This window comes from Rhodococcus sp. NPDC019647 (assembly GCF_044389235.1).
In the GTDB taxonomy this organism is placed as follows: Bacteria; Actinomycetota; Actinomycetes; order Mycobacteriales; family Mycobacteriaceae; genus Rhodococcus_F; species Rhodococcus_F oxybenzonivorans.
Map to the genome: position 1 here is coordinate 1 of NZ_JBIRXS010000052.1, position 18,264 is coordinate 18,264.

The 18,264-nt window shown below is 66.9% G+C and carries 15 protein-coding genes; 7 read left to right on the forward strand and 8 right to left on the reverse strand.

Annotation, left to right across the window (positions count from 1 at the left end; genetic code table 11):
• The first annotated feature begins 172 nt into the window (after positions 1–172).
• Both glyA and ACH49N_RS37820 read left to right on the forward strand, forming a co-directional pair.
• A complete protein-coding gene (gene glyA, locus ACH49N_RS37815) occupies positions 173–1,468 on the forward strand; it encodes a serine hydroxymethyltransferase (RefSeq protein ID WP_159925230.1) in 1,296 nt (431 codons plus the stop codon).
• A 314-nt stretch (positions 1,469–1,782) separates the two neighbouring features.
• Positions 1,783–3,150 (forward strand): PhoH family protein, encoded by a 1,368-nt coding sequence (locus ACH49N_RS37820; RefSeq protein WP_109332225.1) that lies wholly within the window; start codon positions 1,783–1,785, stop codon positions 3,148–3,150.
• Between the two features lie 111 nt (positions 3,151–3,261).
• Here the strand turns inward: ACH49N_RS37820 and ACH49N_RS37825 are convergent, their stop codons facing one another.
• Positions 3,262–3,693: a limonene-1,2-epoxide hydrolase family protein gene (locus ACH49N_RS37825; RefSeq protein ID WP_250776299.1), complete on the reverse strand. Its 432-nt coding sequence runs from the start codon at positions 3,691–3,693 to the stop codon at positions 3,262–3,264.
• 23 nt (positions 3,694–3,716) lie between these two features.
• On the reverse strand, positions 3,717–5,321 hold the full coding sequence (locus ACH49N_RS37830) for a serine hydrolase (RefSeq protein ID WP_358278384.1): 1,605 nt from the start codon (positions 5,319–5,321) through the stop codon (positions 3,717–3,719).
• 166 nt (positions 5,322–5,487) lie between these two features.
• Here ACH49N_RS37830 and ACH49N_RS37835 point away from each other — a divergent pair, with 166 nt between their 5' ends.
• Entirely contained in the window at positions 5,488–6,345 is an 858-nt protein-coding gene (locus ACH49N_RS37835) for an acyl-ACP desaturase (RefSeq protein WP_358278382.1), read from the forward strand.
• A 64-nt stretch (positions 6,346–6,409) separates the two neighbouring features.
• Here ACH49N_RS37835 and ACH49N_RS37840 read toward each other — a convergent pair whose 3' ends face one another.
• Positions 6,410–7,813 (reverse strand): class II fumarate hydratase, encoded by a 1,404-nt coding sequence (locus ACH49N_RS37840; RefSeq protein ID WP_358278380.1) that lies wholly within the window; start codon positions 7,811–7,813, stop codon positions 6,410–6,412.
• A gap of 91 nt (positions 7,814–7,904) precedes the next feature.
• A complete protein-coding gene (gene glpX, locus ACH49N_RS37845) occupies positions 7,905–8,945 on the reverse strand; it encodes a class II fructose-bisphosphatase (RefSeq protein WP_159925240.1) in 1,041 nt (346 codons plus the stop codon).
• A 191-nt stretch (positions 8,946–9,136) separates the two neighbouring features.
• Here glpX and ACH49N_RS37850 point away from each other — a divergent pair, with 191 nt between their 5' ends.
• Positions 9,137–9,706 (forward strand): DUF4245 domain-containing protein, encoded by a 570-nt coding sequence (locus tag ACH49N_RS37850; protein ID WP_358278378.1) that lies wholly within the window; start codon positions 9,137–9,139, stop codon positions 9,704–9,706.
• Between the two features lie 14 nt (positions 9,707–9,720).
• Here ACH49N_RS37850 and ACH49N_RS37855 read toward each other — a convergent pair whose 3' ends face one another.
• Genes ACH49N_RS37855 through ACH49N_RS37865 form a run of 3 tightly spaced genes read right to left on the reverse strand, consistent with a single transcriptional unit; the run spans position 9,721 to position 11,825 of the window.
• On the reverse strand, positions 9,721–9,948 hold the full coding sequence (locus ACH49N_RS37855; protein ID WP_250776291.1) for an exodeoxyribonuclease VII small subunit: 228 nt from the start codon (positions 9,946–9,948) through the stop codon (positions 9,721–9,723).
• Positions 9,949–9,951: 3 nt separating this feature from the next.
• On the reverse strand, positions 9,952–11,208 hold the full coding sequence (xseA, locus tag ACH49N_RS37860; RefSeq protein WP_109332217.1) for an exodeoxyribonuclease VII large subunit: 1,257 nt from the start codon (positions 11,206–11,208) through the stop codon (positions 9,952–9,954).
• The gene (locus ACH49N_RS37865; RefSeq protein WP_358278375.1) at positions 11,205–11,825 is read right to left on the reverse strand and encodes a lipid droplet-associated protein; all 621 of its coding nucleotides are present in this window, start codon (positions 11,823–11,825) and stop codon (positions 11,205–11,207) included. Before ACH49N_RS37865 ends, xseA begins: the two co-directional genes overlap by 4 nt.
• 142 nt (positions 11,826–11,967) lie before the next feature.
• On the opposite strand from ACH49N_RS37865, the gene ACH49N_RS37870 reads away from it, so the two are divergent.
• A complete protein-coding gene (locus ACH49N_RS37870) occupies positions 11,968–12,975 on the forward strand; it encodes a 4-hydroxy-3-methylbut-2-enyl diphosphate reductase (RefSeq protein ID WP_109332216.1) in 1,008 nt (335 codons plus the stop codon).
• Positions 12,976–13,024: 49 nt separating this feature from the next.
• On the opposite strand, the gene ACH49N_RS37875 is transcribed toward ACH49N_RS37870, so the two are convergent.
• On the reverse strand, positions 13,025–13,900 hold the full coding sequence (locus ACH49N_RS37875) for a DUF6542 domain-containing protein (protein ID WP_358278373.1): 876 nt from the start codon (positions 13,898–13,900) through the stop codon (positions 13,025–13,027).
• 196 nt (positions 13,901–14,096) lie between these two features.
• Here ACH49N_RS37875 and ACH49N_RS37880 point away from each other — a divergent pair, with 196 nt between their 5' ends.
• Positions 14,097–15,281: an exonuclease SbcCD subunit D gene (locus tag ACH49N_RS37880; protein WP_358278371.1), complete on the forward strand. Its 1,185-nt coding sequence runs from the start codon at positions 14,097–14,099 to the stop codon at positions 15,279–15,281.
• On the forward strand, positions 15,278–18,259 hold the full coding sequence (locus tag ACH49N_RS37885; RefSeq protein ID WP_358278369.1) for an SMC family ATPase: 2,982 nt from the start codon (positions 15,278–15,280) through the stop codon (positions 18,257–18,259). The genes ACH49N_RS37880 and ACH49N_RS37885 overlap by 4 nt, the downstream gene beginning before the upstream one ends.
• Positions 18,260–18,264: the final 5 nt, after the last annotated feature.

Sequence of the window (18,264 nt, forward strand, 5' to 3'; positions counted from 1 at the left end):
CGATATCCCTTGGCCACCAACACATTATCCAGGAAACCGCAGGTCACAGCATGTAGACACGCGGGCACCCCGACCCTCAATTTCGCAACAGCCCCTGGGCGGTTATCAAGTACGCACGGGTTCTTCGTAGACTGGGGGCATTCGTTTCCGCATCCAGCTTGGAGATTCCTCGATGACCGCTGTGCCCGGTACCGACGTCAACACGGCCCCCCTCGCCGAACTCGACCCCGAAGTCGCCCAGGCCATGGCTGGTGAGCTCGCCCGTCAGCGCGACACCCTGGAAATGATCGCCTCGGAGAACTTCGTTCCCCGCGCGGTGCTGCAGGCTCAGGGCAGCGTGCTGACCAACAAGTATGCCGAGGGATACCCGGGTCGCCGTTACTACGGTGGCTGTGAGCACGTCGACGTCATCGAGGACCTCGCGCGCACTCGTGCCAAGGAACTGTTCGGCGCCGACTTCGCGAACGTCCAGCCGCACTCGGGCGCGCAGGCCAACGCCGCCGTCTTGATGGCGCTGATGAACCCGGGTGAGAAGCTCCTCGGCCTCGACCTGGCGCACGGCGGCCACCTCACGCACGGCATGAAGCTGAACTTTTCCGGCAAGCTCTACGAGGTCGAGTCGTACGGGGTCAGCAAGGAAGACCACCGTATCGACATGGACGAGGTCCGCAAGATCGCTGTCGCCGCGCAGCCGAAGGTGATCGTCGCCGGCTGGTCCGCCTACCCGCGGCACGAGGACTTCGCGGCATTCCGGTCCATCGCCGACGAGGTCGGCGCATACCTGTGGGTCGACATGGCGCACTTCGCCGGCCTGGTGGCCGCCGGCTTGCACCCGTCGCCCGTCCCCTACGCCGACGTCGTGTCGAGCACCGTCCACAAGACCCTCGGTGGTCCCCGCTCCGGCCTGATTCTCGCCAAGCAGGAATGGGCGAAGAAGATCAACTCGGCCGTCTTCCCCGGACAACAGGGTGGACCGCTCATGCACGCCATCGCCGCCAAGGCCGTGTCGCTGAAGATCGCCGGCACCGACGAGTTCAAGGACCGTCAGCAGCGCACACTGACCGGCGCGAAGATCCTCGCCGAGCGCCTGACCGCCTCCGACGTGTCCGGCAAGGGGGTCAGCGTCCTCACCGGCGGCACCGACGTGCATCTCGTGCTGGTCGACCTCCGCAATTCGCAGCTCGACGGCCAGCAGGGGGAAGACCTTCTCCACGAGGTGGGCATCACCGTCAACCGCAACGCAGTGCCGTTCGATCCCCGCCCGCCGATGGTCACCTCCGGGCTGCGCATCGGCACCGCCGCGCTCGCGTCCCGCGGGTTCGGTGACGAGCAGTTCACCGAGGTCGCCGACATCATCGGTACGGCTCTGGCCGGTTCGTCCGACGTCGAGTCACTGCGCGACCGCGTGACCAAGCTGGCCGCCGACTTCCCGCTGTACGAGGGCCTCGAGGACTGGCGCCTCATCTAGGCGGCTCCGCCGCCCGTGCGCCTTTCTGGTAGCTGGAGCAACCAGAAAGGCGCACAGGCGCCGCAGGCGCCTTCTCCGCGTAACCCGATGTTCACCGACACGCCCGCCGCTCGCACGGCCGTCCGGCGTGTTTGGCAGTACCGTCGGAAGTAACAGGCAGCGGGGAAGTTGCTTGTACGGGAGGTCCTGATCGTGACTGGAACATTCAGTACGAGGGGGCCGGCGCCCGGCCCTCGTGTGGTTTGACACACCAGGGACGGACCGGTCCAGCGAACCGAGTTTGCGTGGGTGCCGCGCAGACCTAGGAGCCTCACGTGACTGCATCACGCTCCGTCTCAGCCCGATCAGGACGTACGTCCGCAGCCTCCGGCAAGAACTCGGCTTCGGGAGTTCGTACGTTCGTATTGGACACCTCCGTATTGCTGTCCGACCCCTGGGCCGTCGCCAGGTTCGGCGAGCACCGTGTCGTGCTTCCTCTCGTCGTCATCAGTGAACTCGAGGGGAAACGGCACCACCATGAGCTGGGATGGTTCGCACGCGAATCGCTGCGCATGCTCGACGACCTTCGCCTGGAATACGGTCGTCTCGACCAGCCCGTGCCGATCGGCACGGAGGGTGGCACCCTGCAGGTCGAGCTCAACCACACCGACCCGTCAGTGCTTCCGGTCGGATTCCGCACGGACAGTAACGATTCCCGCATCCTCGCCTGCGCCCTGAATTTTGAAGCGGAGGGCAGCGACGTCGTTCTGGTCAGCAAGGACATCCCGCTCCGTGTCAAGGCAGGGGCGGTGGGTTTACCCGCTGACGAGTACCACGCTCACGACGTCGTCCCCTCCGGCTGGACGGGTATGGCGGAGCTCGACGTGGCGTCGTCGTCGATCGACGAACTCTTCTCCGAGGGTGTCGTCGACCTGGAGGAGGCGCGGGAGCTGCCGTGTCACACGGGAATTCGGCTTCTGGGTGGTTCGTCGAGCGCCCTCGGCAGGGTGAACGCCGACAAGCGGGTGCAGTTGGTGCGAGGCGAACGGGAAGCGTTCGGCCTGCACGGACGCTCGGCCGAGCAGCGCATTGCCCTCGACCTTCTCATGGACGACAGCGTGGGCATCGTGTCGCTGGGCGGCAAGGCCGGAACCGGCAAGTCGGCGCTGGCGTTGACCGCGGGACTCGAAGCAGTGCTCGAGCGTCGGACTCAGCGGAAGGTCGTGGTCTTCCGGCCGTTGTACGCGGTGGGCGGTCAGGAACTCGGGTACCTGCCGGGCAGCGAGAGTGAGAAGATGGGCCCGTGGGCCCAGGCCGTGTTCGACACCCTCGACGGCCTGGCGAGCCCCGAGGTGATGGAAGAGGTCATCAGTCGCGGGATGCTGGAAGTTCTTCCCCTCACCCATATTCGGGGACGGTCACTGCACGATTCGTTCGTGATCGTCGACGAGGCGCAGTCCCTCGAGCGTAACGTTCTGCTCACGGTGCTGTCCCGGCTGGGAACAGGATCGCGCGTGGTTCTGACGCACGATGTGGCTCAACGCGACAACCTGCGGGTCGGGCGCCATGACGGTGTCGCGGCGGTGATCGAGAAGCTGAAGGGCCACCCGTTGTTCGCCCACATCACGCTGACTCGCAGTGAGCGTTCGCCGATCGCAGCACTCGTGACGGAGATGCTGGAGGAATTCGGGCCCACGCCGTAGCTCCTGGCTAAAGCGCCGTAGCTCCTGGATAAAGCTCGAGGTCCGCCCAATGTCGCATCGGAACAGAAGAACTGGACCGAATGGGACATTGGGCGGACGCTTCGGGCCGGATCAGAACATTCGAACCAGTCCCTTCAGCGTGCCCCACAGGAATGCCCGGTTGCTGAAGTAGTCGCGCCAGACGAGGATTTTGCCGTCCTCGATCTCGAAGGTGCCGCACACCCAGAATTCGGTGCGCAACCGATTCCAGATGAGGATGTCGGTGCGTTCGGTGAGCACTGCTGTTCCTTCGTCGGCGATGTGATGCAACCGGACATCGAACCCGACACCGGGCCTGCTCATCCCCCGGAGAATCCGCATCACCGACTCTATCCCGCGAATCTTGGGCAGAGACACGTTGTGCCACACGATGTCCGGGTGCAGATATTGGCGGGCGGTATCCGGGTCGCCGGCAACGAGGGCGTCGAGGAATTCGCGAACCACGCGAATATTGGCGGTGTCGGACGGTGAAACCGTATCGATAGACTGTGAAGTGGGTTCCATGGTACATCCTGCTCGAAGTGAGTTCAGCGAACGAACGTTCCCTGACCATCTGTGTTGTAGTACTCCAGAATCAGACTGTTACCCGCGAACCTTGCCTCCGACACTGTGCCGGGCGGGGCGTTCTCGCCGCTGGGCCTGAACGTGAAAATGCTTCCGTCCCAATGCTCGAGTGGGAAGGTCTGCCCCGCGGGTCCGAGTTGCAGGATGAGTTGACCGTCTTTCTCGCTGACGACGGCCGGACCCCAGTAGGCATTGTTGTACGTTCCCGTATACGTGGGAAGTGGCTGCGCGGGAGCGGGGTTGGTGGGCGCGTCCTTGCCGACGAGGCTGCCCTCTGGGTCGAGCATCGGGGAAATGGCTTGGTAATACAGATCCCTCCACTCTTCGCGGATCTCGCCGTACTGGACGAGATCGGCGAATTCTGCGGTCAGGGTTTCGGGAATTCCGGTGGGCGAGCCGTTGGTCAGGGCGACGATCGCGACGTCGGCCGACGGGATCGCCACGAAGTTGGTGGCGGCCCCGAGTTGGAAGGCACCCGAGTGGCTGAGGGAGACCCGGCCGGCAGAAGTGGTCGACACGTTGAACCCGTATCCGTAGAACCCTGGACGCGCGTCGAGGGAGCTCGGGGGACTCGATACGATCTGCGGACTGACCGCGGGGAGCAGGGCTTTCGAATCGACGATTTCCTTGCCCTCGAACATGCCGTCGCCCAGAAGCATGGTGAGCCACTTGCTCATGTCGTTGACGGACGAGCTGACGCCACCGGCCGGTGACTGAGCGTCGGGGTCGCGGACGGCGTCGGCGACGTACTTGCCGTCGACGAGCTGATGGCCGATGGCACGGTTACTCCGCGCCTGGAAGTCGGCGAACCGGGAACTTGTCGAGTCCATCCCGAGTGGTTGGTAGATCGCCCGTTCGGACAGCGTCGCCCAATCCGTTCCGGATGCCGCGGCCACCGCTTCGGCGGCCGCGGTGACCCCGAAGTTGGTGTATTCATACGTGATACGGAACGGATTGAGCGGCTCGAGCCGAAGCTTGTCGAGTACCTGCTGCTGGTTGTTGCCGAGATCCTCGAGTCCGTCACCGGCGTGATCCGGCAAACCAGAGCGGTGCGAGTACAGATCGCCGACCGTGACATGCTCGGTGACCCAAGGGTCCGCGAGCGCAAAACCCGGAAGCTTCGAGACCACGGTCGTGTCCCAGCCGACCACGCCGGTCCCCACCTCGTGCGCGACCACCGTGGACCCCACCGACTTCGACAGCGATGCCAGTTGGAAGACGGTGTCGGCGTCCACCATCTCGTCGGTGCCCTCTTCGCGTACGCCGAATCCCTTCGCATAGACGGTTCGCCCGCCGTGCACCACCGCGACCGCCATTCCGGGCACGTGTGTGCTGTCCATGAGATTCTTCACCAGGTCGTCCAGGCGTCCGACCGCGTCGTCGACTCGGCCGTCGGGTATGTCGACGCCGGAGACGGTTGCGGGATTGGCCGGCTTGTCCGGGGCGGTTGTCGACGCGGGAGAACTGGCGGTGTCGGTGGACGGCTCATTGTCGGTGCACCCCGTGACGAGCGACCCGGCCAACAGGACAGCGAAGAACAGTGTCATCGAGTTCCCACGTCTGCGCATTGGAGGTCCTCTGCTCGGGCCGGCGAAAATCGGGAACTCTCAGCGTAACCACGAAGCTCGGTGACCTGGCGCTTTTCCGCCGATCCGGGCTCGGGTCCGGGCTGGGCGAGCCGGTGACCGCGTGCTCGAGATTCCTGCGCGAGCACGCGGACGCTACGGTATGCGAATGCCGACTGAATTCACGGACAAGCACCTTCTCACCGAACTGGCTCCTGTGGTCGAGGAGAATCTCGCTCGTCACACCGCCGACGCCGACGGCTGGCTGCCGCACGACCTGGTCCCGTGGGACCAGGGTAAGAACTTCGCATTCATGGGTGGCACGGACTGGTCGGCCGATCAGTCCACCCTGAGCGAGGTGGAGGCACTTGCACTCACCGTGGGCGTTCTCGTCGCCGACAACGTGCCCGCATACCACCGGGAGATCGCCAAGCACCTGGCCATGGTGGGCCCGTGGTGGCGTTGGGTCGGCCGCTGGACCGCAGAGGAGAACCGGCACTCCATCGTGCTCCGGAACTATCTGATGGTGACCCGCGCTGTCGATCCTGTCGCACTCGAGCGCGCTCGGATGGACGAGATGGTGCGTGGATACGCCATGCCGCCGATGCACCTGCTCGAGATGCTCGCCAACTCGGCACTCGAAGAGAAGGCCGCGGCCGTCCGGCACCAGAACACCGCCGCCCTCGCCGAGGACCCGCTGGTGGCGTCGATCGAAACTCGGCTGGCCGCCGACGACGAACTGCAGTCGGTGTTCTACCGCAACGTCGTCGAAGCCGCGTTCGCAGTGGCGCCCGAACAGATGGTGCGCGCCATCGCGTCGCGGATCGACGCATTCGACGTGCCGAGCGTGGAGTTGCCCGGCGGGAAGAACAGCACTGCGGTGCTCGCCGAAGCCGGCATCTACGATCCCGCACACCAGCGCGAGAAGGTGTTCGCACCGCTTCTCGCGGCGTGGAACATCGCCGGCCGCTCCGACCTCGGGACCGAGGGCGAGAAGGCCCGCGAGGAACTGTCCGCACTGCTGTAGGGAACGGTAACGAAGGTGGCCCGCACTCCGAGGAGTGCGGGCCATCGTCATGTCTGGCTGGAGGTCAGTCCTTGACCTTCGCCATGGCGAGCACGTCGAGACGCTTGTCCAGCTCCTCCTCGCTGAGTTTGTCACCGATCAAACCGCGGTCGACGACGGTCTCCCGGATCGTCTTCTTCTCCTTCAAGGCCTGCTTGGCAACGGCGGCCGCCTCCTCGTATCCGATCGCCGAGTTCAGGGGCGTGACGATGGACGGCGAAGACTCGGCGAGGGTCCTGAGGTGAGCGGTATTGGCTACCAGGCCCGCGACACACCGGTCGGCGAACAGCCGCGTGACGTTGGCGAGAAGGGTGAACGATTCGAGAACGTTCCGGGCCATCATCGGAATGTAGACGTTCAACTCGAATGCGCCCGCAGCCCCACCCCAGGCGACGGCGGCATCGTTGCCGACTACCTGGGCAGCCACCTGGGTGGCGGCCTCCGGGAGAACCGGATTGACCTTGCCGGGCATGATCGAACTTCCGGGCTGCAGGTCGGGAAGCCGAATCTCGCCCAAACCGGTGAGCGGACCCGAACCCATCCAGCGGATGTCGTTGGCGATCTTGGTGAGGGATACAGCAATGGTGCGCATCGCCCCGGACGCCTCGACGAGACCGTCTCGCGCCGCCTGCGCCTCGAAACTGTTCTTCGCCGGCGTGAGCGCGTCGATGCCCGTCGCCTTGACCAGTTCGGCCACCACTTTGGGTCCGAAACCGTCCGGGGCGTTCAGGCCGGTGCCGACCGCGGTGCCGCCGATGGGCAGTTCGCCGAGCCGTGGGAGACACGCCACGATGCGTTCCATGCCGGCTTCCATCTGCCGGGCGTAGCCGCCGAACTCCTGACCCAGCGTCACCGGGACCGCATCCATGAGATGGGTGCGTCCCGACTTCACGACCGTCTTCCACTCGGTGGACTTGTCGAGAAGGGCCAACCGGAGGTGGTCGAGGGCCGGGATCAGGTTCTTCACCGCCGCCTCGGTCGCGGCCACATGAGTGGCGGTGGGGAAGGTGTCGTTCGACGACTGCGACATGTTGACGTCGTCATTGGGGTGGACGACGACACCCGCTGCGGCGGCGATCGAGGCGATCACCTCGTTGGCGTTCATGTTGGAGCTGGTTCCGGAGCCCGTCTGGAAGACGTCGATGGGGAACTGGTCGTCGTGCTTGCCTTCGGCGATCTCACCTGCCGCTGCGATGATCGCGTCGGCCTTCTCGGGATCGAGGAGCCCCAGGTCCTTGTTGACCTGCGCGCACGCCGCCTTCAGGAGGCCCATGGCGCGGATCTGGGTGCGTTCGAGACCTCGACCACTGATCGGGAAGTTCTCGACGGCGCGCTGCGTCTGCGCGCGCCACAGCGCGTCCACGGGGACCCGCACCTCACCCATGGTGTCGTGTTCGATCCGGTACTGCTGCTCGTTGCTCTCCGTCATGGGTCAAACATTGCCACTTCCGGACGCTGCGCGCCCGTGCGCCGTTGTGGTTGCAGGAGCTACCAGAAAGGCGCACGGGCGGCGAAGGCGCTCAGAAGGACGGCGGAACCGCCCCGTCCTCACCGTCGAAGTCGACGGACGAGTACTCACGAAGCTTCTCGAGGCGGTGGTACGCGTCGATCATGCGGACCGTTCCCGACTTGGATCGCATCACGATGGACTGGGTGGACGCGCCGCCACCGTAGTAGCGGACACCACGCAGCAGGTCGCCGTCGGTGACACCGGTGGCGCAGAAGAAGACGTTCTCGCCGGACACCAGGTCTTCGGTGGTCAGCACGCGGTCGAGGTCGTGACCGGCGTCGATGGCCTTCTGGCGCTCGGCGTCGTCGGTGGGAGAGAGCCTGCCCTGCAGCGAACCACCCATACAGCGCATGGCCGCGGCGGCGATGATGCCCTCCGGGGTACCGCCGGTGCCGAGGAGGATGTCGGTGCCGGACTCGGGCCGGGCCGCGGCGATGGCGCCTGCCACGTCACCGTCCGAGATCAGGCGGATCCGGGCGCCGGTCTGACGGACCTCGTGGATGAGTTCGGCGTGCCGGGGACGGTCGAGGATGCACACGGTGATGTCCGAGACCGAAGCCTTGCGAACCTTCGCGACCCTCTTGATGTTCTCGGCCACCGGCGCGGTGATGTCGATGACGTCGGCGGCGTCGGGGCCGACCGCGATCTTCTCCATGTAGAACACGGCCGACGGGTCGAACATGGCGCCGCGCTCTGCGACAGCGAGGACGGAGATGGCGTTGGGCATGCCCTTGGACATCAGCGTGGTGCCGTCGACGGGGTCGACCGCGAAGTCGCAGTCGGGGCCGTCGCCGTTGCCGACCTCTTCGCCGTTGAACAGCATCGGCGCCTCGTCCTTTTCGCCCTCGCCGATGACGACGACGCCGCGCATGGAGACGCTGTGCACGAGCTGACGCATGGCGTCGACGGCGGCTCCGTCGCCACCCTCCTTGTCGCCACGGCCGACCCAGCGACCGGCAGCCATTGCACCAGCCTCGGTGACTCGGACCAATTCGAGCGCAAGGTTTCGGTCCGGGGCCTCGCGGCGTCTCGATGTGGTGCTGGCCGTCATGGGCAGTGCCTCCTGATGCAGTTCCGGTCGACGTTGTACGTCGACGCTGTGCCGGTCGGCCTGTCGGCCGCCGACTGTCGAGTGAATCTCAGGGCTGATTCTCCCAGAAAGTTGTGTGACGTGCGTTGCTGGGGCGACATATCGGGGACCGAGAATCGTCGTTCGGGGGCCGACCCTGGATACTGGTGTGCGTGGCATCCGATAAACCGCGCATCCTGCACAACAACCGCGACATGGTGTGGTCGCTCGTACCCCTTGTCCTGTTCTGCGTGCTGATCGCCGGTATCGCCAGCCAGTGCACGTTCAGCCCCGGCGGTCCCACGACCGGGCCGATTCCCAGCTTCGACATCGACGCTGCGCTGAAGTACGACGCGAACGACCTTCCGTTCCCGGTTCGGCAGCCGGAGACGCCCGAGGGCTGGACACCCAACTCGGGGAGCCGCAGCATCGTCAGTGGTGACGGCGGCGGCGACTCCAGCACCGTCGGTTTCATCACGCCGGCCGGGCGGTACATCCAGCTGACGCAGAGCAACGCGCTCGAAACCGTGCTGGTGCCCTTCGTGGCCGGTGGTCCGCGGAGGGCGACCGGGACAGAAGACATCGCAGGTCACACGTGGATCGTGTACGGCGGTGAGGGAGTCGAACCGATCTGGGTCTCCGACTTCGGCGACGTCCGGCTCCTCGTGACGGGCAGCACCTCCGAAGAGGCGTTCGAGCAGCTCACCGCGGCCGCGGCCGAAGCCCCGATCCTCCCGGCTTGATCGCAGCCGATTCGTCAGCTCTCGTCGTCGGCGTGCGCGAGCGCGGTCTCGACGCGTTTGCGAGCTCCTGCGAGGTGCTCCTCGCACCGCTTTGCGAGAGCCTCCCCGCGCTCCCACAGGGCGAGTGACGCGTCGAGGTCGAGGCCGCCTTGTTCGAGCACCTTGACCACGTCGACGAGTTCGTCACGTGCCGCCTCGTAACCGAGCTCCGCGATGTCGGTGTCGTTCCCGGTGTTGCTCATGTCCTACTTGTCCTTTCCCATCACCGCGGCACGGATTGCGCCGTCGGCGACTCGAACGCGAATCTGGGTGCCCGGCGGGGCGTCGTCGACCGAACGCAGTACCTCGGGATCGCCGTCGGGCACGATCCGCTGAACGACGGAATAGCCGCGGGCGAGCGTGGCCGCGGGTCCGAGGGTGGTCAACCGTGCCCGCAGGTGCTCGATCGTGGTGCTCTCGGCGGCGATTGCCCTGGTGATGTCGCGGCGGCCCGCCTCGCGCAGTCGCTCGACCTCGTCGCCCCGCTCGTCGAGAGCGCGCACCGGATCGGCGAGCACCGGCCGGCTCCGCAGCTGGGAGATCAGGTGGGATTCGCGCTGTACCCAGTTCCGCAGCGCCGCCGCACTGCGTGAGCGCAGCTCGCTGACCAGCGCTTGCTCGGCGACAGCGTCCGGGACCACCCGTTTGGCGGCGTCCGTGGGGGTAGCGGCGCGCAGATCGGCGACGTGATCGCTGAGCGGGCTGTCGGGCTCGTGTCCGATGGCACTGACGATCGGGGTGGTGCACGCGACGATCGCCCGGCAGAGGGTCTCGTCGGAGAACGGCAGCAGGTCCTCTACGCTTCCGCCGCCGCGGGCCAGAATGATCACATCCACGTGCGGATCGGCGTCGAGTTCCTTCAACGCGTCGAGAATCTGCGGCACTGCGGTGACGCCCTGCACCGGGGTGTTACGAATCTCGAACCGGACGGCCGGCCAGCGGCGCTGCGCCACGCTGAGGACATCGTGCTCGGCGGCACTTGCTCGGCCGGTGATCAGGCCGACGGTCCCGGGAAGGAAGGGCAGCGGGCGCTTGAGCCGGGGGTCGAACAGGCCCTCCGCAGCCAGAAGCGCGCGCAGCCTCTCGATTCGGGCGAGGAGTTCGCCGATTCCGACCGCGCGGATCTCGGTCACTCGCAGCGACACCGATCCGCGGCCGGTGTAGAACGACAACTTCCCGAACATCACCACCCGACTGCCCTCGGTGAGGGGGACAGGGGAGTTCTGCAGCAGCTGAGGTGAGCACGTCACGGAGAGGGACATGTCGACGGACGGATCGCGCAGCACGAGAAACGCCGTCCGGGTACCGGGACGGGCATTGATCTGAGTGATCTGACCCTCGACCCACACACTCCCCAGCCGGTCGATCCATTGTGCGACCTTGGCCGAGACGGTGCGAACCGGCCACGGTTTGTCGGCGGTACTCGGTGCTGTACTGGCTGCGCGGGACTGGGCGGAAGTCACTTGGCCTTGGCGGTGGTGATGCGATTGGTCAGCATGGTCAGGAAGGGCGCCCTGGCAAGGGTCGCCGTTTCGTAGTCCAGCAGCGCTGTCAGGTCCTCGACGGACAGCGAGCGCAGGCGGGCCCGCAACTGGGCAAGGGTCAGCGACGAATAGTCGAGGTAGGCGGCGATCTCGGGTTCGGCGACTGCGGAGGCGGGCTTCGGGGTCGTGGTCTTCGCCACACCGTTGGTACTCGGAGCCTTCGGGCCGGTGGGGGCGGTGGACTTCTCTGCGAGGTCGTCACCCTGAGGGCTGAGGGAGTACAGCGCGAAGCGGCCGGGCCCGGCGGGACGATCGTCCGGCGCGTCCTCGATGTCTGGTTCTCCGTCGGTGTCCTCGTCGAACACCGCCCAGGACGGCTGCTCTTCGTCGTTCGACCAGTGGATGAGGGCAAAAGCCTGGTCACCCTTGATGGCCAGCGCCGTCATGGTCTGCTGGACACGCATCGTGGTCTGCAGCACCTGGCTGACCGCAGTCATCGGCAGAGTGACCGCCGTCGTGGGCAGCCTCCTGGCTTCTTCGACGGCCGTCACGGCGATTCCAGCGGCGACGCGCGCCACGAACGGGGGACGAATCATGCTCACAGCCTGCCTGACATCGGCACGTTTGGGTAGCCGACGTGCCCACAGCGTGGACGACTCGACTCGATGACGCGCACAGTACCCCTCCCGAGGCCCGGCGAAAGTGTCCTAGCCGGGGTGTGACCCGTACGCTGGAACCATGTCTTCGGCTGTTCCACTCAATGTGGGTATCACACGTTCGGCAGATTCGGGAGTGCATGCGAGCGGTGAGAAGCGAGTGCTGCTCGCCGAACCCCGCGGGTACTGCGCCGGCGTCGACCGCGCTGTCGAGACGGTCGAGAAGGCGCTGGAGAAGCACGGCGCCCCGATCTACGTCCGCAAAGAAATTGTGCACAACCGCCACGTGGTGGAAACGCTCACCGAGCGCGGCGTGATCTTCGTCGACGAAACCGACGAGGTGCCCGAGGGTGCGTTGCTCGTATTCTCTGCGCACGGTGTGTCGCCGGCCGTGCACGAGTCGGCCGCAGCCCGCAATCTCCGCACCATCGATGCGACGTGTCCACTGGTCACCAAGGTGCACCAGGAAGCGAAACGATTTGCCCGCGACGACTACGACATTCTCCTCATCGGCCACGAGGGCCACGAGGAAGTGGAAGGCACTGCCGGCGAGGCCCCCGACCATGTGCAACTGGTCGACGGACCCGAGTCGGTGGATGCCGTCTCGGTCCGCGACGAGTCGAAGGTCATCTGGCTGTCGCAGACCACGCTGAGCGTCGACGAGACCATGCAGACCGTGGCGCGGCTGCGGGAGAAGTTCCCCCACCTGCAGGATCCGCCCAGCGACGACATCTGCTACGCCACCCAGAACCGTCAGGTGGCGGTGAAGGCGATGGCCCCCGAGTGCGATCTGGTGATCGTGGTGGGCTCCCGCAACTCGTCCAACTCGGTGCGCCTCGTCGAGGTGGCTCTCGGAGCCGGCGCGAAAGCGTCGTACCTCGTCGACTTCGCCCGTGAGGTGGATCCGGCGTGGCTCGACGGTGTTCGCACGGTCGGCATCACTTCAGGCGCCTCGGTGCCGGAAATTCTCGTGCGCGGTGTGATCGACCTACTGGCCGAACACGGGTTCCACGACGTCCAGCCGGTCACGACTGCCAACGAGACACTCGTCTTCGCGCTTCCCCGGGAGCTTCGCGCCGCCCGGCACTGACACTGTGCCGACCGCCGAGGAGCACTGACACCGTGCCGACCGCCCAGAATCAGCGGGGCTGCTCCGTCTCGAACGGTGGTTCGTAGCGGTCCCGGTAGCGCACCTGAGGGATCGGGTGGGCAGGCACGTCGGTGGAACGGTAGCGGGCCGTCGGCCGCTGCGGGGTCGATCGCGGTGTCTGTGCCGATCGCGGGGCTTCGGTGGACCGGGACGGCTGTGCGCTGCGCGGTACCTGGGTAGAGCGGGGTGCCTGCGAGATCCTGTCGGATACCGGCGGCGGGGGAGTGGGGCGTCCCGAAGACGCCGACCGACGCGGAGGCGGGCTGTCGGCCCGCCGCGCCGAGGAGCGAGGGTGCTCCCGGGCGGAACGCCTCGGCCGCAACCTCGTGGCCGACTCGTCGGCGTCCGGTGCGGTTCGACGTGTGCGCGTGCCCTCGCGTACCGAACGAGGCGTGCGGCGGCGTTCCGACGTACGGGCGGGCCCGGTTCGACGCTGCTGGAGGAGGAAGAGCCGCAGCCCGCCGATCACCAGGACGACGACCGTGGCGGCCAGCATGATCGGGAACCGGTTCACCAGCGGGTACGCGACATTGATGGCGAGGTCTCGCAGGGCTGTGCTGTTCTCTTCCGCGATCAGGCTCTGGCCCAGCGGTACGCCGACGAACAGGATCAGCGGCGGTTGCACGATGGCGGTGAAGAGGGCGCCGTTGCCGGCAGCCACCACCGCGAGGACGCAGCCGAGGAAATAGAACGTCGAGAACGCCGCGGTGAGTTCGCTCCCGCCGGCCGCATCGGCCACGAACCCGAGACAGGTGACTCCGACGGCCAGAAGAATGACACCCCACCAGGGGAGACCGGGAACCGACCCGACAATCGACTGCCGATCGAGCGGCACCCCGGAGCGAGCACGTTGGGTTGCAGACACACAACGACAGTAGCGGCAACATGTCGACTATCGCCGTTGGCGTGACCGGTCGGAGACCGGACTTGCACGGTAATTGTGCCGTTCCTCACGAATTGGAGCCACGACGTCGCCCTCTGTCCGGGCAGCGCCGATCGGTTGCCCGCCACACGGCGGGGGTGTTCGGGATTTGTCGGCACCGTGCTCTACCGTCCGAGACATGAGGATCCTGCACACGTCGGACTGGCACATCGGACGCACGTTCCACGGAGTGGATCTGCTCGCCGATCAGTCCCGGGTGCTCGACTCGATCGCCGCACTGGTCCGCGAGTATTCGGTGGACGTCGTGGTGGTTCCCGGGGACGTGTACGACCGCTCGATTCCCAGTGCGGACGCCGTCACGGTGTGCAACCGCGGTTTCGAGGCGATCCGCGACGCCGGTGCCGTCATCATTGCCACGTCCGGCAACCACGACTCCGCCGCGAGGCTGGGCGCGGGCGCCGCCTTCTCCCGGGCGGGCGGTCTGCACTTGATGACCACGGTGGCCGGCATCACCTCCCCCGTCGTGCTGGACGACGAGCACGGTCCCGTCGCGTTCTACGGGATTCCCTACCTGGAACCGGAGATCACCCGCACTCAGCTCGGCGTCCCCGCTGCCCGATCGCACGCGGACATCCTCGATGCGGCCATGGATCGTGTGCGCGCCGACCTCGACGCCAGGGTCGCCGACGCACCGGGTACGAGGTCGGTCGTGCTGGCTCATGCCTTCGTGGTGGGGGCCGAGGCCACAGGGTCGGAGCGGTCCATCTCGGTCGGTGGGGTCGAGACCGTGTCGGCGTCGGCGTTCGGCGACGTCGACTACGTCGCGCTGGGTCACCTGCACTCACCGCAGACGCTGGCCGAGCACATCCGGTACTCGGGGTCGCCGCTGCCGTACTCCTTCGGTGAACGCACCCACCGCAAGGCTGTCTTCCTGGTCGACCTTGCCGCGGATGGGCTCCGCCGTGTCGAGCGGGTGGATCTGCCCGTGGTCCGAGGGCTACGACAGCTCACCGGCACCTTGGCAGAGTTACTCGAAGACGAGCATTTCCAGGACGCGGAGGAGTGCTACGTGTCGGCGGTCCTCACCGATCCGCAGCGCCCCGTCGACGCCATGCGCTCTCTGCAGACCCGATTTCCGTTCGCCGTCCACCTGGAATGGCAGCGACCGGCAGGCACCGAGGATCTGCGGTATCGCGAGAAGGTACACGGGCGCAGCGACGTACAGATCACCCGCAGCTTCCTGACCGATGTACGCAGCGAGCCGTCCCCGCGCGAGGTCCGCCTCGTGGAGGCCGCGCTCGGTCATGCCGACCGTGCCGGGGAAGACACGGCCGGAGTCGTGGTGCTGGAACAGTCGGCATGAGACTGCATCGACTCGAAGTCGAGGCGTTCGGACCGTTCGCGAATTCGGTCGAGGTCGATTTCGACCGACTCGGCGCCGACGGCCTCTTTCTGTTGCACGGGCAAACCGGTGCGGGCAAGACCACGGTGCTCGACGCGGTGGCCTTCGCGCTGTACGGCACCGTTCCCGGTGCGCGCAAGGACGGGAAGCGGCTCCTCTCCGACCATGCGCCGGCCGGTTCCGTGCCGACGGTGACACTCGAGGTGACCATTTCCGGTCGCCGCCTCCGGCTGGTCCGCAGTCCCGAATTCGAACGCCCGAAACGTCGCGGTTCGGGAACGATCAAGGAGAACGCCAAAGCGACTCTCACCTGGCTGGACGGGCGAGGAGAACACCTGTCCCGAATCCCCGACATCGCCGAGGAGATCGGCCGATTGATGGGGATGAGCGCCGACCAGTTCTTCCAGGTGGTGCTCCTCCCGCAGGGTGAGTTCGCCCGATTCCTACGTGCCGACAACGAAGAACGCGGACAGCTCCTCGAGCGGTTGTTCGACACCACGCGGTTCGGGACGGTGGAGGAGTGGTTCCTGAACCGGCGGCGAGCGAGCGCTCATGACCTGGACGAGCATCAGCGTTCCATCGACGTGCTGATCGCCAAGGTCGCCACGGCAGCCGGTATCGAGGGCGGTGCGGACGCCGATCCTGTCACCTGGGCGCACAAACTGGAGGAAGAGGCGCGCGCCACCCGCGATGTTGCCGTCGATGAGCTCGAGAAGGCCAAGTCGGACGCGGCCCTGACGCGAGATGCTTTGGCGCAGGCCCGCCGAGTCCTCGAACTCCAGAACCGGCGTACCCGGGCAGAGGCCGAACTCGCCGCCTACGAGGCCGGAGCTTCGGAACGGGCGGTTCTCGCCGCCGAGGTCGCCGCAGCGCGGCGGGCGGAGCCGGTTGCCGTCGTCGTCCGCGAAGCGGACGCTGCCCGCGACAAGGCGGCGACCGCGGCGCGGCGGGTTGCCGCCATCGCAGACCGGCTGTGTTCGACGGCAGGTGGCGCCGAGGTGGTCGAGCAATTGTCGTGGCCGCCGAACAGTGAAGAGCGTGAACATCTTCGATCCTGCATCCGGTCGTGGCGCGACGATGTCGTCCGCCTCGACGGTGTGCTCGCAGAGGCGGAAGTGGGGGACCGGCTCGAAGTCGAACTCGGCCGGCTGCGCGCCCGGGAAGTCGGGCTGGCCGACACCCGCGCGGAGCTTGCCCGCGAACGCGAGGAGCTGCCCGGCGCCATTCGGGTCGCGGAGCGAGCGCTCGACGAGGCCGAGAAGGCTCGTGTGTCGTTACCGGGGCTCGAGGATGTTCGTGCTCGCTCGGCCGACGCCGCCGCGGCCGCCGCAGAGCTTCGGCAGTGCCGTGACCGCCGCGACGCACTCGAGCGCGCCGTGCTCGACGCCCGGCGAACGCACCAGGATGCCCGCGAACACTGGCTGACGCTCCTGCAGCGCCGGATTCTGGGGATGGCCGCCGAACTCGCGGGCACGCTCGAGGACGGTCAACCGTGCCAGGTGTGCGGTTCGGTGGAGCACCCCGACCCCGCGGCGGAGTCCGAACTGTCGGTCACCAAGGCAGATGAGGATGCGGCCCTCGCAGCGGAACAGAAGGCCGCCGCGAAGGTGAACACCGCGGCGGAGGCTCTGGCAACGGCAGACCGCACAATCGACGTTCTGGTCCAGCGTTGCGGGGACGGCGACGCCGACCACCTCGGGGCCGAACTCGCCTCCGCGCAGGCGGCACTCCGCCACGCGAGCGACCTCGGCGAGCAGGCCGCGTCGCGGGCCCGCCATCTCGGTGAGCTCCGCGACCGTGAGACGCAACTGCACACTCGTTCGCACGACCTTGCGGTCGAGGCTGCCACCGTCGCCGAGAAAATCACCTCGGGTGCCGCGCAGCTCGAGGAGATCCGGGCGCGGGTGCGTGAGGCCGCAGGCGAGGACGAGAGTCCCGCGGCCCGCCGCGCCCGCATCGCGGTGCTGGCGGACGCCGCGTCCGAACTGCTCGACGCCCGGGACGAGGGAGCAGCCGCCGAGTCTTCAGCTCAGGAACTGGCCGCGAAGGCCGAATTACTCGCTCGCGAAGCAGGATTCGACCGAACGAGCGACGCGGTGGCGGCGGTGCGTCCCGTTGCCCGACAGGACGAAATCGACGCCCGACTCACCGCTGCCCGTGATGCCGAGGTGGGTGCCCGCCGAATACTCGACGAACCGGAGATCGCCGCGGTCGCAGATGCAGCGCCGGTCGATCTGGTGTCCGTCCAGCAAGCACACGACGCCGCAACGGAGGCGGTCGACGTCGCGGTGGCGGTGGCGTCGGAGGCCGAACGACGACTACTCGACCTCGAGCGTTTCGTCGGCCAGCTCGAGAGAGCTGCCGCGGCTATCGCCCCGATGCAGGCGGAACACGAGGAACTGGCCGCGCTCGCCGAGGTGATCGCCGGTCGTGGTCAGAACTCACGCAAGATGTCGCTGCGCTCCTATGTGCTCGCTGCCCGGCTCGAGGAGGTCGCGGTGTCGGCGTCCGCCCGGTTGAGCCGGATGTCCGCTGGCCGCTACTCGTTCGTCCACACCGACGAGGCCGGCCCGCGTGGGCGTCGTGGTGGCCTCGGACTCGATATCCGCGACGACTACACCGGCGTCGTGCGGTCGGCGAAGACGCTGTCCGGCGGCGAGTCGTTTCTTGCCTCGCTGTCGCTGGCCCTCGGTCTCGCCGACGTGGTCGCGGCGGAGTCCGGCGGCGTCGTCCTCGACACCATGTTCATCGACGAAGGGTTCGGCACCCTCGACGCCGACACGCTCGACTCGGTGATGGGCGTGCTCGACGAACTACGGGACGGTGGTCGCGTGGTCGGTATCGTCAGCCATGTCGACGAGATGCGTCAGCGAATCCCCAGTCGCCTTCACGTGATTCGTGGACGCACCGGCTCGACGCTCGAGGTGATCGCGGGCTGAGCGCC

Bases quoted from the DNA above. Each gene is read 5' to 3' on its own strand.
- glyA (WP_159925230.1), top strand. From the start codon at position 173: ATGACCGCTGTGCCCGGTACCGACGTCAACACGGCCCCCCTCGCCGAA.
- ACH49N_RS37825 (WP_250776299.1), bottom strand. From the start codon at position 3,693: ATGGAACCCACTTCACAGTCTATCGATACGGTTTCACCGTCCGACACC.
- ACH49N_RS37830 (WP_358278384.1), bottom strand. From the start codon at position 5,321: ATGCGCAGACGTGGGAACTCGATGACACTGTTCTTCGCTGTCCTGTTG.
- ACH49N_RS37835 (WP_358278382.1), top strand. From the start codon at position 5,488: ATGCCGACTGAATTCACGGACAAGCACCTTCTCACCGAACTGGCTCCT.
- ACH49N_RS37840 (WP_358278380.1), bottom strand. From the start codon at position 7,813: ATGACGGAGAGCAACGAGCAGCAGTACCGGATCGAACACGACACCATG.
- glpX (WP_159925240.1), bottom strand. From the start codon at position 8,945: ATGACGGCCAGCACCACATCGAGACGCCGCGAGGCCCCGGACCGAAAC.
- ACH49N_RS37855 (WP_250776291.1), bottom strand. From the start codon at position 9,948: ATGAGCAACACCGGGAACGACACCGACATCGCGGAGCTCGGTTACGAG.
- ACH49N_RS37865 (WP_358278375.1), bottom strand. From the start codon at position 11,825: ATGATTCGTCCCCCGTTCGTGGCGCGCGTCGCCGCTGGAATCGCCGTG.
- ACH49N_RS37870 (WP_109332216.1), top strand. From the start codon at position 11,968: ATGTCTTCGGCTGTTCCACTCAATGTGGGTATCACACGTTCGGCAGAT.
- ACH49N_RS37880 (WP_358278371.1), top strand. From the start codon at position 14,097: ATGAGGATCCTGCACACGTCGGACTGGCACATCGGACGCACGTTCCAC.
- ACH49N_RS37885 (WP_358278369.1), top strand. From the start codon at position 15,278: ATGAGACTGCATCGACTCGAAGTCGAGGCGTTCGGACCGTTCGCGAAT.